Annotated in this window: 9 protein-coding genes; 5 read left to right on the top strand and 4 right to left on the bottom strand. The window is 70.5% G+C overall.

Annotated elements, in window-relative coordinates; translation table 11 throughout:
* Positions 1 to 105: 105 nt before the first annotated feature.
* The gene (locus IEZ25_RS10355; protein ID WP_191199357.1) at positions 106 to 3,522 is read left to right on the top strand and encodes a M14 family zinc carboxypeptidase; all 3,417 of its coding nucleotides are present in this window, start codon (positions 106 to 108) and stop codon (positions 3,520 to 3,522) included.
* Between the two features lie 87 nt (positions 3,523 to 3,609).
* Here IEZ25_RS10355 and dapD read toward each other — a convergent pair whose 3' ends face one another.
* Entirely contained in the window at positions 3,610 to 4,557 is a 948-nt protein-coding gene (gene dapD / locus IEZ25_RS10350; RefSeq protein WP_224748874.1) for a 2,3,4,5-tetrahydropyridine-2,6-dicarboxylate N-succinyltransferase, read from the bottom strand.
* A 134-nt stretch (positions 4,558 to 4,691) separates the two neighbouring features.
* Between dapD and IEZ25_RS10345 the strand changes: the two genes are divergently transcribed.
* Entirely contained in the window at positions 4,692 to 5,879 is a 1,188-nt protein-coding gene (locus IEZ25_RS10345; RefSeq protein ID WP_191199355.1) for a hypothetical protein, read from the top strand.
* On the top strand, positions 5,876 to 7,090 hold the full coding sequence (locus IEZ25_RS10340; protein ID WP_191199354.1) for a hypothetical protein: 1,215 nt from the start codon (positions 5,876 to 5,878) through the stop codon (positions 7,088 to 7,090). The genes IEZ25_RS10345 and IEZ25_RS10340 overlap by 4 nt, the downstream gene beginning before the upstream one ends.
* 10 nt (positions 7,091 to 7,100) lie before the next feature.
* Here the strand turns inward: IEZ25_RS10340 and IEZ25_RS10335 are convergent, their stop codons facing one another.
* A complete protein-coding gene (locus tag IEZ25_RS10335; RefSeq protein WP_224748832.1) occupies positions 7,101 to 7,631 on the bottom strand; it encodes a DinB family protein in 531 nt (176 codons plus the stop codon).
* A gap of 240 nt (positions 7,632 to 7,871) precedes the next feature.
* Between IEZ25_RS10335 and IEZ25_RS10330 the strand changes: the two genes are divergently transcribed.
* Positions 7,872 to 8,909 carry a hypothetical protein gene (locus IEZ25_RS10330; RefSeq protein WP_191199353.1) on the top strand — a complete coding sequence of 346 codons (1,038 nt, stop codon included), beginning with the start codon at positions 7,872 to 7,874 and terminating at the stop codon, positions 8,907 to 8,909.
* A gap of 175 nt (positions 8,910 to 9,084) precedes the next feature.
* Here IEZ25_RS10330 and IEZ25_RS10325 read toward each other — a convergent pair whose 3' ends face one another.
* Positions 9,085 to 9,282: a helix-turn-helix transcriptional regulator gene (locus IEZ25_RS10325; protein ID WP_191199352.1), complete on the bottom strand. Its 198-nt coding sequence runs from the start codon at positions 9,280 to 9,282 to the stop codon at positions 9,085 to 9,087.
* Positions 9,282 to 9,689 carry a hypothetical protein gene (locus tag IEZ25_RS10320; RefSeq protein WP_191199351.1) on the bottom strand — a complete coding sequence of 136 codons (408 nt, stop codon included), beginning with the start codon at positions 9,687 to 9,689 and terminating at the stop codon, positions 9,282 to 9,284. Before IEZ25_RS10320 ends, IEZ25_RS10325 begins: the two co-directional genes overlap by 1 nt.
* A 366-nt stretch (positions 9,690 to 10,055) precedes the next feature.
* Here IEZ25_RS10320 and ileS point away from each other — a divergent pair, with 366 nt between their 5' ends.
* On the top strand, positions 10,056 to 13,271 hold the full coding sequence (gene ileS / locus IEZ25_RS10315) for an isoleucine--tRNA ligase (RefSeq protein WP_191199350.1): 3,216 nt from the start codon (positions 10,056 to 10,058) through the stop codon (positions 13,269 to 13,271).
* Positions 13,272 to 13,274: the final 3 nt, after the last annotated feature.

The following is a 13,274-nucleotide window of genomic DNA, read 5'->3' as shown; positions in this document are numbered from 1 at the left end:
GTCGCGATTTCCTTGACGGGACCCGAGTGGTGCCGCTTCTGTTCGCGCAGGGACGTGATCCGGGTCACGTCCCTTCTGTCGCCCCCGAGATGAAGGAAGTCGCGCATGCACAGATCCGTGTTCAGGACCAGGGTCGCGGTCGTGACCCTGGCCTTCGGGCTGCCTGGCCTGGTGGCCACCGCAGTGCCCTGGTCGGCCACCGCCAGCCAGCCGTCCGCCGCCACTGCCGCCCCCGCCGTCGCCTCCGACGAGGGCCCCACCCTCGTCCGCGATGCCGACGAGGTCCCCGACGTCGTCGAGATCGTCGTCCCGGGGACGAAGGAGCTCGACCGGCTGGTGGCCACGGGGGTCGACCTCGACCACGGAGTGCACCAGGAGGCCGACGGACTCGCGGTCCGCGCGATCGTCACGCCCGGTGAGGTGGCCCAGCTCGAGCGGATGGGATTCACGGTCGGCGAGACCCTCTACACCGCGAAGGACTCCGAGGCGGCGCTCGCCGAGCGCGACCGCTCGATCGCGCAGCAGCGCCAGGCCAACCGGACGTTCGCGCAGCAGGCCGAGACCAACCCGGACGTCTCCGACATCAAGATCATCCGCGCCGACTACTACACGTCGTACGGCGTGCCGGTGCTGTCGGTGGAGGCGAAGTACGCCGACGGACAGACCGTCACGACGCCGCTGACCGTCGAGCGCGACAGTGGCCCCGGCACCGCCTTCGGCTCCGGCGGCACGCAGACCATCACCCGCTTCGTGGACGCGGGCGTCTACATGTACCACCGCGGGGCGTCGCCGACGACCGGCGCGAGCGCCGTCACCACCCGCCCCGACCGCATCCGGATCATCAGCCCGGGTGGGGACGAGGCGATCGTCAAGGTGAAGGACTGGCTGCCCACCGGAGACGAGGCCGACCCGTTCAAGGGCGACGGCTACCAGCAGGACTTCGTCTACCGCTACATGGACCCGACCGACCTCTACACCCGGATCAAGCTGCTCGCCCGACAGTTCCCCGACATCTCCGAGATCGTCGAGCTGCCCCACCAGACCAACGGCTACCAGCGCAGGTCCCAGGCGCTGATCGGCATGGTCGGCACCAACGGCGACGCCGCCGTCGGCGTCGACTCGGTCGCGTGGGGACACCAGGGGGGCAACCGCACGCGTCTCGCCGTCGTACGCCCGAGCACTCCCGACGCTCCGCTGACCGTCGGTGTCGGCACCACGGGCACCGGCACCACCGCGATCACGACCGTCACCGTGACCTCGGCCACCGACGCCACGGGAGCGGCGACGAGCACCGCGGCGCAGGTGGTCGCGGCGATCAACGGTGACTCCGCGGCGAGCGCCGTCATGTCCGCCTACACCTACCGCGGCAACGCAGGTGCGGGCGTCGTACCGGCGACCGCCGCGACGACGCTCACCGACGGGCTGAACGCACCCAGCACGATCGCCCGTGGGCCGTCGAAGGTCTACGCCCTCAAGATCGGCAAGGTCCGCGACGGGTCCAAGCCCGGCGTCTTCTTCTACGCCCAGGAGCACGCCCGCGAGTGGGTGCCGCCGCTGGTGACGATCGAGACGGCGGAGCGCCTGCTGCGGAACTACTCCTCGCACGCCGGCACGCGCGACCTGGTCGACAACCTGGAGATCTGGATCCTCCCGTCGGTCAACCCGGACGGTGGTCACTACTCGTTCTACGACTTCGCCTCGCAGCGCAAGAACATGGTCAACTACTGCCCCGCCGGATCGACCAACGACTACAACAGCCGCAACAGCTGGGGTGTCGACGTCAACCGCAACTACACCGAGTACAGCGTCTACGACGGCTTCTCCGGTGCGAGCGCGACGTCGTGCACCAGCGGCACGTACGCCGGTCCGGGGGAGCTCACCGAGCCCGAGGCGAAGAACGTCGACTGGGTCGCGGCGCGTCCCAACATGAAGTGGTCGATGAACGTGCACTCCTCGGGCAACTACTTCATGTGGTCGCCCGGTGCCTACAAGGACGGGACCCGCGAGACGGCGCCCTACCCGACCCTCGACGAGGAGCAGCTCTTCTGGGGCGCGTCGTCTCGGATCCTGACGTCGATCAAGCGCTACCGAGGACTCTCGGTGACACCGGCACGCACCGGACCGGTCATCGACGTCCTCTACTCCGCGGCCGGGAACTCCGGTGACATGCTCTGGTACAAGTACGGCATCTACGCCTGGGACTTCGAGGTCGGATCGACCTTCCAGCCGCCGTTCCTGGCCGACGACCCCAACGCCGCCCAGGCACACTCGGAGACGATGGAGTTCGCCAACGGCCTCATCGAGATGGCCCGGATCGCCCGGGACCACGACACCGACACGGTGCCGCCCACCTCGAAGGTGGTCGTCAGCGAGAGCGCCCAGGCAGGCAAGGTCGCCGTGCAGTTCGAGACCAACGAGCCCGCGGCGGTCTTCTACACGACCGACGGCTCCGTGCCGGACCTCGAGTCCACCCGCTACGAGGCCGAGGGCGTGCGTGAGGGTGGCAAGCGGGTCCTCGTCGACAGCGGCACCGAGATCAGGTGGCTCGCGGTCGACAGCAAGGGCAACGTCGAGCGGCACTTCGTGCCCGGCGAGCCGGGCAACTTCCGCACCTGGATCGCGGAGATCGGCTGGGAGGCACCGCTGGAGGGTTCGGCCACCACGGTGACCCTCGACCGCACCACCGTCACGGTCGGCAAGGCCGGTGCGACGGCCGCGATCGTGGTCAAGGGCACCGGCGCCGGCACGCCGCCCGTCGCGAGCGGCGTCGTCGACGTGCTCGTCGACGGAGCGCGGGTCGGCTCGGCCGAGCTCGGCGACGACGGGACCGCCGCGATCGCCCTGCCGGCGATCGCCACGGCGGGCGCCACGTCCGTCACGGCTGCGTACGGCGGCGACGCCGACCTCGCGCCGAGCAGCTCGGCGCCGACCACGCTGACCGTGTCGGCCCTGCCGGCCTCGACCACTGCGGTGAGCCTCGACCGCGCCTCGGTCGGTATCGGCGAGAGCGGAGTCAACGCCGACGTGACCGTCGGGGGCACCGGCGCGGCGGGCAGCTCGGTCGACGTGCTCGTCGACGGGGTCAAGGCCGCGACCGCCACTCTGGCGGCGAACGGCAAGGCCTCGGTGGCCCTGCCGGCCTTCTCCAGCGCCGGGACCAAGCAGGTCACCGCGGTCTTCGCGGGCAACGGTGACCTCGCGGGCAGCAGCTCGGCGGCAGCGACGCTGAGGGTCGCGAAGGCGGGCTCGACCGTGAAGGCCAGGGCCGGCAAGGTCAAGGTCGGCAAGCGGGCCAAGGTCACGGTGCGAGTCCGCTCGAGCGGACCGCTGACCGGGAAGGTCGAGATCCGACGCGGCAAGAAGGTGATCGGCACCGGTCGGGTGGACGCCGCGGGCAAGGTGACGATCAGGCTAAAGAAGATCGCCAGGCCCGGGAAGGTGAAGCTCAAGATCCGCTACCTCGGCTCCGCCGACGTGGCCGCCTCCTCGGCGAAGGTGAGGCTCACGGTGACGCGCCGCTGACGCGATCAGTCAGTGACGTACGACAGCCGCCCGCGGCGCCCGGATCACCGGGTGTCGCGGGCGGCTCGTCCGTGAGGCGCGCAGCCGTCAGTTGGCGTGCAGCGCGGCGTTGAGGGCGATCCCGTCACCCTTCCACGGCGTCGCCTCGATGGCGCCGCTGACCGAGTTGCGACGGAAGAGGACGTTGTCGACGCCGGACAGGGTGGCGGCCTTGACGACCTTCGGCTTGCCGTCGATGTCGGCGACGGTGACCTTCGTGCCGGCGGTGACGTAGCAGCCGGCCTCCACCACGCAGTCGTCGCCGAGCGAGATGCCGATGCCGGCGTTGGCGCCGAGCAGGCAGCGCTCGCCGATCGAGATGACCTGCTTGCCGCCGCCGGAGAGAGTGCCCATGATCGAGGCGCCGCCGCCGACGTCGGAGCCGTCGCCGACCACCACGCCGGCCGAGATCCGGCCCTCGACCATGGACGCGCCGAGCGTGCCGGCGTTGAAGTTCACGAAGCCCTCGTGCATGACGGTGGTGCCCTCCGCCAGGTGGGCACCCAGGCGGACCCGGTCGGCATCGGCGATGCGTACTCCCGTGGGCAGGACGTAGTCGGTCATCCTCGGGAACTTGTCGACCCCGAAGACCTGCACGACGTGGCCCGGCACGACCGTGCGCAGCTTGGCCCGGACCTGCTCGAAACCCTCGACGGCACACGGGCCGGCGGAGGTCCACACCACGTTGGCGAGCAGGCCGAAGATGCCGTCGAGGTTGACGCCGTGCGGCGTCACGAGGCGGTGGGAGAGCAGGTGGAGCCGGAGCCAGACGTCCTCGGTGGAGGCGGGCGCGGCGTCGAGGTCGGCGATCTCGACCAGGCGTACGACGCGAGCCACGCCGCGCAGGTCGTCCTCGCCGCCGTCGAGGTGGGCGAGCTCCTCGGACGGTCCGCCCTCCGTCGCGCCGAGCACGGGGGAGGGGAACCACGCGTCGAGGACGGTGTCGCCGTGGAGGGTCAGCAGGCCGTATCCGGAAGCAGCAGTCACGGGGACCAGCCTACGGACGTCGGTCGCCGGGACTGCTGGCGGAACCTTCCTGAGCGAACGAAAGTAGGGTTTCGACCGAAGATGATCCGGGGCATAGTGACCGGGCCGGCAGGGGGTGCCGGCGTCACACGGGAGGATCACCCATGCGCAGGAACGTCTCGATCGCGGCCTCCGTCGCCCTGGCCGCAGGTCTGCTCGCCGGGGTCACTGCGGCCCCGGCCTCGGCCTCGACGAGCGACCTCGTGGCACGCGACGGCACCCTGACCATCCGACCACCCGGGACGCCGTCAGGCTCCAGCCAGCCGTCGCAGCGCCTCGAGTCGGCCGTCGTCCGGCAGGACGTCGACAACTGGCGCGTGTCGGCCATCGTGGTCCTCCAGGCCGCGCCCGGGCCCGACGCGCGGCTCAACATCGGGTTCGGCACCGGCAGCCCCGAGAGCTGTGTCATCGACACCATCTTCTCCACCTCGACCGCGAGTGACCTGTCGGCCGGCTTCACGCGCTCGGACCGCACGATCACGCTCGACACCGACTCGACCCGTGCCTTCACCGAGGACTGGACCTGTGCCGGGGTCGCGACCGGAAGTGCTGCGGACGGCACCTACGACCAGCTGACGGGGGCCCTCTCCGACGTCTACGGGCAGCCGGAGCTCTCGATCGACGCCGTTCAGCTCCTCGACGAGCCGGTCCGGAGGCTCTCGCTGGTCCGGGGTGTCTGGACCACGCTCGAGGTGACCGTCAGCAACGCGGCGAGGTTCACCGCACCCGAGGTGCAGGTCGGCGGAGGCGGGGCGGGCCTGCAGGTGAAGCCCGCGACCTACGAGGTGATCAACCGCAACGGAGGCCAGGGGACGGTCCGGATCCCCGTGCGGCTGACGGGGAAGAAGAAGCAGACGACCCTGCGGCTGTCCGCGTCCAGCCGGGACACGACCACCACCCGCGACGTGGCGGTCAAGCAGGTCGCTGCGGCGAAGAGGCCGGTCGACGGTCGCTATCGCGTCACGGTGCGGGGGAGCAAGGCCCAGGTGGGCTTCCGGATCAAGAAGGGCGCCGTCACGGGTTTCAAGGGCACCGGCTTCCGGATGCGCTGCCAACCCCCCGGCGACTACGCCACCTACCGCACGGTCGGACTCCGCTTCCCGAAGAAGGTCAAGGTCTCGAAGGCCGGCCTGGTGGATGCCACGCACCGCTGGCAGAAGGGCAACGCCTCCTACCACGCCGACCTGCGGATGCGGGTGACAGGTAGCAAGGTCACCCAGGGCAGCTTCACCTACGTCACCGGCTGGTGCGTCGTGGACGCGGACTTCGCCGCCAAGCGGGTGGGCCGATGATGCCGGGTCGCGTGCTGGCCGCCGCGACCGGAGCCGCGGTGGCGCTCGCCCTGCTGTCGGCACCCGCCACGGCCCGGGCGTACGACAAGCCCGGCCGCGCGTCGACGTTCGACCTGGGCGCGCCGATCGCGCGCAGCACGAACGGATCCGGCGTCCTGGTTGCGCAGAGCGCGGTCCCGACCGTCCGTCCAGCGGGTTACCCGCTCCCCGGTGCCACGCCGGGGCAGACGCTGGCGGGTGCGACGGTCGCGGTCAGCGTCGCCGGCGAGACACCGACCTACTTCCCGTCGGCGAGCGTGACCCTGGCGGGGGCGCCCGGCTCGTACGACGGCCGTGTCCGCCTCGGGATGGGACTGGCCAACGGCACGTCGTGCGACGTCGTCTGGACGGGTGACACCCGGCTCTACCCGGACACGACGACGTACTCCCTCAACGGGGGCTACAACCCCGACTACTTCCCGACGCCCGCCCGGCCGTTCGAGTGCGCGGTCGTCGAGCTGCGCGACGGGGAGACGAGCCTCGACGCCCTCATCGGCACCGTCACGAGCACCTACGAGTCGCCCGCGCTGTCGATCGGTGATCTCGAGCTGCTCGGCGGCACGCAACGACAGCTCAAGCTGGTGCGCGGGGTTCCGACCAAGGTCAGCCTGGAGATCCACAACACCGGGAAGGTGGCGGCGCGTGACGTGGTCGTCGGGGGTGCCGGCAAGGGGATCAAGGTCAGCTCGGAGACGATCGAGTCCGTCGCGCCCGGCACGAGCGCGAGCGTGGGGCTGACGGTGCGCCTGACCGGCAAGAAGGCGGGTCGGCTGACCCTCACCGCCGCCGGAGGCGAGGTCAGCGCGAGCCGCCGGATGAAGGTGAAGCAGGTCAGGCCACCGGCGCCGCCACGCGCCGGGACGTACCGCGACAAGTCCGGCTCGGTGCGGTTCAGCATCCGGAAGGGCAGGATCGTCGGCTGGAGCGGCACGATGCAGACGACGTGTGGTGGCTACGGGACGCCCCCGACCTACACCCAGAACACCTACGACTTCCCGCGCACGAGGATCCCACGCAACGGCATCGTGCAGGCGACCGAGAAGGGCAGCAACTACACGACCCACCTGCAGCTCAAGGTGGCCGGCGCCCGTGTGACCAAGGGCAGCTTCAGCTACTTCGGGCCCGCGGGCTGCCGGGCGTCCACGTCGTTCACGGCCAAGCCCGGGCGCTAGGCGTACGTCCTCACTGGCCGGTGCGGCCGTCGATGCACTCGCGCACCAGGTCGGCGTGCCCGCAGTGGCGGGCGTACTCCTCGATCATGTGCACGATGATGTCGCGCACCTCGGCGGGGTCGCCCTTGGCATCGACGACCGTGTCGAGGTCGGTGCGCTTGAGGACCTCCCGCGCATAGGCGATCTCCGACTCCCAGATGTCGTGGGACTCCCGCACCAGGTCGTCGTCGACGTCGGGGAGGGCGAAGCCGCCGTCCTCGTCCTGGAAGAGCCGGGGGAGCTCCATGTGCTCCTCGATCACCCGGCGGAACCAGCTCTGCTCCACCCGGGCCATGTGTCGCACGAGCCCGAGCAGCGAGATGTTCGACGGCGGCACCGCCCTCGTCGCCAGCTGCTCGGCGCTCAGCCCGTCGCACTTGAGCGCGAGCGTCTGGCGGTAGTGCTCGAGGTAGCCCACCAGGCAGGCCTTCTCGCCCTTCGTGGGGCCCTCCTGCATCCGTGGGTCCTGGTCGTGGGGCAGCCACATGCCGTCGAAGTTCATGGGCGTCAGCCAACCCCAGCGCCCTGCCGCCGGTCCACCGGGTTCTGTGCGGTGGGACGCCGGCCCCCACGCGCGGTAGTCCAGTGGCAGATGGTCGTCCGGCCGGGGTAGTCCAGTGGCAGGTGGCGGTCTCATCGGCGTTCCGGCAGCCATCTGCCACTGGACTACCCCGACGGGCGGCGGCTGAATTTCCCCTGTGGACCGCCGGTACGAGCTCTGGGGAGCGGGCACACCTCACGCATGTTCGTCCCGCCGCCTTTCCACGAGCGCCGACCGGACCTCGTCGCACCGGTGCGCGTCGACCCCGCCGGCGTCGACGGCCCGACGCGCGGACAGGCGCGCGGCCCGCGATGGCGTACGACCACCTACGGACTCCGGGTGCCGGCCGACGTGCCCGTCACCGCCCACCAGCGAACCGTCGAGGCCGCGGCGGTCCTGCGCGACGACGAGGCCGTCACGGGGTGGGCGGCGCTGGCCTGGGAACGGGCGAGGTGGTTCGACGGCACCTCGGAAGGGCTCGCCGAGCGGCCGGTGCCACTGGTCGTACGCCGTCACGTCGTCCCGCAGCGCGGCGCCGCCATCAGTCAGGAGTTCCTCAACCCGGCGGACGTCGTGGTGGTCGACGGCCTTCCAGTCACCAGCCACGTCAGGTCGGTGACGTTCGAGATGCGGTACGCCGATGGACTGGCCGACGCGATCGAGACGATCGACATGGCGTGCTATTCCGACCTCGTGTCGATCGCCGAGATGACCGCGTACGTCGGTCAGCTCGGGCCGGTCACGGGGATCCAGCAGGCCCGCGACGCCCTCGCCGAGGCCCACGAGAACTCGTGGTCACCCCGGGAGACGCGGATGCGCGGGGTGTGGACGCGGCTTGCCGGTCTGCCACGTCCGCTGTGCAACCGGCCGGTGTTCACGCTCGACGGCAAGCTCGTCGCGACGCCGGACCTCATCGATCCCGGGACGGGACTCGTCGGGCTCTACCACGGTGACTCCCACCTGACCCTCGTCGGAGCTTCGAAGGACAACAGGCAGGACTCCGACTACCGCGACCTCGGGCTGGAACCTGTGGCGATGTTCGCCACTGACTGGCGCGACCTCGGCGGCTTCACCCGCAGGCTCCGGACCGCCGCGCGTCGCGCCAGGGCGCACCGCGGCCCTCGGGCCTGGACGCTCGAGCCACCGCCCTGGTGGACACCCACCGACACGGTTGCCCGCCGGCGCGCACTCGCCGACTGGCAGCGAGCGCGCTACCTCCGCTACCGCCGCGCAGCCTGAGGGTGACGTCGGCCGCCGGGGTTCGTACGCCCACGCGGGGTAGTCCAGTGGCAGATGGCTGTCCGAAGGGCCTTTCCGCAGCCATCTGCCACTGGACTACCCCGCGCGGACGACCACTTGCCACTGGACTACCCCAAGTGGGACAGGAGGCGCCCTCGATGCCCGGCGGGGCGCCTCAGTCGTCCTCCGGCACGAAGACCTCGTCGACCCGGACCTCGAAGAGCCGGCTGATCCGGAAGGCGAGCGAGAGACGGGGGTCGAAGTGGCCCTTCTCGATGGAGATGACCGTCTGCCGGGAGACGCCCAGGGCGGTCGCGCACTCGCCCTGGGACATGCCCGCCTGCTCGCGCAGGAACTTGAGCGTGTTGTGCATCAGGCCTCCCGGCGGCGGATCACGGCGAGCCGGACCGCGAAGTCGCCGAGCGCGAGGATGACGAAGAGCCACAGCGGGGCTCCCCGGGTGTCGAGCACCGAGGTGGCGAAGACCGTCAGGCCCATGGCGACCACCGTGTCGAAGAACGCGCCGCTGCTGGCGCGGGTGGTCCACTGCCTCTCGATCGAGTCCTCGTGCTCCTCGGGGTGCTCGGTGCGGTCGAGCAGCACCGCACCGAGCGCGAGGGCGAAGGGGAACGTGAGCGAGGCGAAGACGGCGAAGACGACGCCGGCCGGAGCATCGGTGCGTACGGCGGCCGCGCCGGCGCCGACGGCGAGGGCGACGACGAGGGCCGGCACGGAGGCCTTCAGCCAGGGGTTCAGCGATGCCTGCGCGGCGGTGGTCATGGGCCTGCTCCTCGATGTGTAAGACTTCTTTGACACCGACGACCATGCGCGACCGAGTGACGCATGTCAAGTTTCTTTGACACACGTCGACGGAACCGATTGGCAGCAACCCGCGCGGGCGCCGTACGATCACGGCAGGCGTCTGAGCCGTCATCAGCGGCGAGCCACGGGAAGAACGGGTACGGCGATCCGGCCGCGGCCCCACTAGAACCCGACGGGTCCGGCCCGACACAGCCTGAACGAAGCGGGGATCCCCGGATCCCAAGCGAGGTGGTACCGCGGCAACCTCCGCCGGAGGTGGTCGTCCTCGTGGGTTTCGAGACGGGCCCTGGCGGCCCTCCTCAACCAGCGAGGACAGACAGCCCCATGACGTACCCCAAGGTCAGCCACACCGCCGCAGAAGAAGGCGCCACGACCGTGGCCAGCAGCCCGCGCTTCCCGGCGATCGAGGAGGCGGTGCTCGCCTACTGGGAGTCCGACGACACCTTCCGCGCAAGCGTCGAGCAGCGCGACGCGGGCGCGAACGGCGAGAACGAGTTCGTCTTCTACGACGGTCCGCCGTTCGCCAACGGCCTGCCGCACTACGGCCACCTGCTCACCGGCTACGTCAAGGACCTCATCCCGCGCTACCAGACGATGCGCGGGCACAAGGTCGAGCGTCGCTTCGGCTGGGACACCCACGGCCTGCCGGCCGAGCTGGAGGCGATGCGACTCAACGGCATCAAGACCACCGACGAGATCGTCGAGCTGGGCATCGAGAAGTTCAACGAGGCGTGCCGCCAGTCGGTCCTGAAGTACACCGGTGAGTGGCGCGACTACGTCACCCGCCAGGCGCGCTGGGTCGACTTCGACCACGACTACCGCACCATGAACCCGGAGTTCATGGAGTCGGTCATCTGGGCCTTCAAGCAGCTGCACGACAAGGGCCTGGTCTACGAGGGCTTCCGGGTGCTGCCCTACTGCTGGCAGGACGAGACGCCGCTGTCCAACCACGAGCTGCGGATGGACGACGACGTCTACCAGATGCGCCAGGACCCGGCCGTCACCGTCGGCTACGACGTCACGACCGAGGGCCCGTTCCGGGGCGTCAAGGTCCTCGTCTGGACGACGACCCCCTGGACCCTGCCGTCCAACCTCGCGGTCATGGTCGGTGAGGACATCGACTACGTCGTCGTCGAGTCCGACGGCCCCACCGGCAGCACCGAGCGCTACCTGATCGCCGAGGCCCGCCTGGCGTCGTACGCCCGTGAGCTGGGCGAGGACCCGCAGGTGACCTGGCGCGGCACGGGCAGCGACCTCCTCGGCCTGGAGTACGCCCCGCCGTTCAGCTACTACGCCGGTCACGAGCGCGCCTTCCGCCTCGTGCCCGCCGAGTTCGTGACGACCACGGACGGCACCGGGCTGGTGCACACCGCCGGTGCCTTCGGTGAGGACGACAAGGTCGTCACCGACCGCGAGGGCATCGAGGCCGTCATGCCGGTCGGCAAGGACGGGCGCTTCACCTTCCCCGTCGTCGACTACGAGGGCATGCAGGTCTTCGACGCCAACCTCCACGTCATCGACCACCTCAAGGCCGCCACCCGCGGCGAGGGCGAGACGGGCAGCGTCACGCCCGGCACCGTCCTCGTGCGCCGCGAGACCTACGACCACTCCTACCCGCACTGCTGGCGCTGCCGGCAGCCGCTGATCTACAAGGGCGTCTCGTCGTGGTTCGTCGAGGTGACCAAGGTCAAGGAGCGCCTGATGGCGCTCAACCAGGAGATCCGCTGGGTCCCCGACCACATCAAGGACGGCCAGTTCGGCAAGTGGCTGGAGAACGCCCGCGACTGGTCGATCACCCGCAACCGCTTCTGGGGCAGCCCGGTGCCGGTGTGGAAGTCCGACGACGAGCAGTACCCCCGCGTCGACGTCTACGGCTCCTTCGAGGAGATCGAGCGCGACTTCGGAACGCTGCCGCTCGACGTGGACGGCAACCCCGACCTGCACCGGCCGTACGTCGACGAGCTGACCCGCCCGAACCCCGACGACCCGACCGGGAAGTCCACGATGCGCCGCGTCACTGACGTCCTCGACGTGTGGTTCGACTCGGGCTCGATGAGCTTCGCCCAGGTGCACTACCCGTTCGAGAACAAGGACTGGTTCGACCACCACTTCCCGGGCGACTTCATCGTCGAGTACATCGGCCAGACCCGCGGCTGGTTCTACACGATGCACGTCCTGGCCGGCGCGATCTTCGACCGCCCGGCGTTCTCGACGTGCCTGAGCCACGGCATCGTGCTCGGCAACGACGGCCAGAAGATGTCGAAGTCGTTGCGCAACTACCCCGACGTCCGCGAGGTCTTCGACCGCGACGGTGCCGACGCAATGCGCTGGTTCCTCATGTCGAGCCCGATCCTGCGCGGTGGCAACCTCGTGGTGACCGAGCAGGGCATCCGCGACTCCGTGCGCCAGGTGCTGATCCCGCTGTGGAACAGCTGGTCCTTCTTCAGCCTGTACGCCAACGCGGCGGGCGACGGAGCCGGCCACGACGCCACCTGGCGCACCGACAGCGCCCATCCGATGGACCGCTACGTCCTGGCCAAGCTGCGCGACTACGTCGCCGCGATGACCGACCAGCTCGACAACTACGAGGTGGCCGCGGCGTGCGACTCGACGCGCAGCTTCCTCGACGTGCTCACCAACTGGTACATCCGTCGCTCGCGCGAGCGCTTCTGGGACGAGGACGCGGACGCGTTCGACACCCTCTACACGGTGCTCGAGGTCGTCTGCCGGGTCACCGCGCCGCTGATGCCGCTGACGACGGAGGAGGTCTGGCGCGGCCTCACCGGCGAGCGTTCGGTCCACCTCACCGACTGGCCGTCCGCCGACGACCTGCCGTCCGACGACGGGCTGGTCGCGTCGATGGACACCGTCCGCGACGTCTGCTCGGCCGGCTCGGCGCTGCGCAAGGCCGCCAACCTCCGCAACCGGCTGCCGCTGTCGCGGCTCACGGTGGTCTCCGAGGCCGACCTCACCGGCTTCGCGTCGCTGGTGGCCGACGAGCTCAACCTCAAGGCGGTCGACCTCCTCGCGGCGGACGCGGCCGAGGCGGCGGCGTACGGCGTCTCGCAGCGGCTCACGGTCAACGCACGCGCCGCGGGACCGCGGCTGGGCAAGGACGTCCAGCTCGCGATCAGGGGCTCGAAGTCCGGCGACTGGTCGGTCGCCGAGGACGGCACCGTGACCGCGGGTGGGCTCGCGCTGGTCGAGGGGGAGTACACCCTCGAGACGGTCGCCGGGTCCTCCGACGACGACACTGCCATCGGCATGCTGCCGCGCGGTGGCTTCGTGGTGCTCGACACCGCGGTGACGCCCGAGCTCGAGGCCGAGGGCACCGCCCGCGACCTGGTGCGGGCGGTGCAGCAGGCCCGCAAGGACGCGGGTCTGCAGGTCAGCGACCGGATCGCGCTGACGGTGGCCGGCCCGGAGTCGACGCTCGCCGCTGCCCGCACCCACGAGACGCTGATCGCCGACGAGACCCTCGCCACCTCGGTGGCGTACGCCGACGCGGCAGAGGTCGACGTACGTGTGACCCGCGCCTGATCG

The organism is Nocardioides hwasunensis, from assembly GCF_014779665.1.
Taxonomy (GTDB): Bacteria; Actinomycetota; Actinomycetes; order Propionibacteriales; family Nocardioidaceae; genus Nocardioides; species Nocardioides hwasunensis.
This window is presented reverse-complemented; position numbering and strand designations above follow the sequence as displayed.

Bases quoted from the DNA above. Each gene is read 5' to 3' on its own strand.
- IEZ25_RS10355 (WP_191199357.1), top strand. From the start codon at position 106: ATGCACAGATCCGTGTTCAGGACCAGGGTCGCGGTCGTGACCCTGGCC.
- IEZ25_RS10345 (WP_191199355.1), top strand. From the start codon at position 4,692: ATGCGCAGGAACGTCTCGATCGCGGCCTCCGTCGCCCTGGCCGCAGGT.
- IEZ25_RS10340 (WP_191199354.1), top strand. From the start codon at position 5,876: ATGATGCCGGGTCGCGTGCTGGCCGCCGCGACCGGAGCCGCGGTGGCG.
- IEZ25_RS10335 (WP_224748832.1), bottom strand. From the start codon at position 7,631: ATGAACTTCGACGGCATGTGGCTGCCCCACGACCAGGACCCACGGATG.
- IEZ25_RS10330 (WP_191199353.1), top strand. From the start codon at position 7,872: ATGTTCGTCCCGCCGCCTTTCCACGAGCGCCGACCGGACCTCGTCGCA.
- IEZ25_RS10325 (WP_191199352.1), bottom strand. From the start codon at position 9,282: ATGCACAACACGCTCAAGTTCCTGCGCGAGCAGGCGGGCATGTCCCAG.
- IEZ25_RS10320 (WP_191199351.1), bottom strand. From the start codon at position 9,689: ATGACCACCGCCGCGCAGGCATCGCTGAACCCCTGGCTGAAGGCCTCC.
- ileS (WP_191199350.1), top strand. From the start codon at position 10,056: ATGACGTACCCCAAGGTCAGCCACACCGCCGCAGAAGAAGGCGCCACG.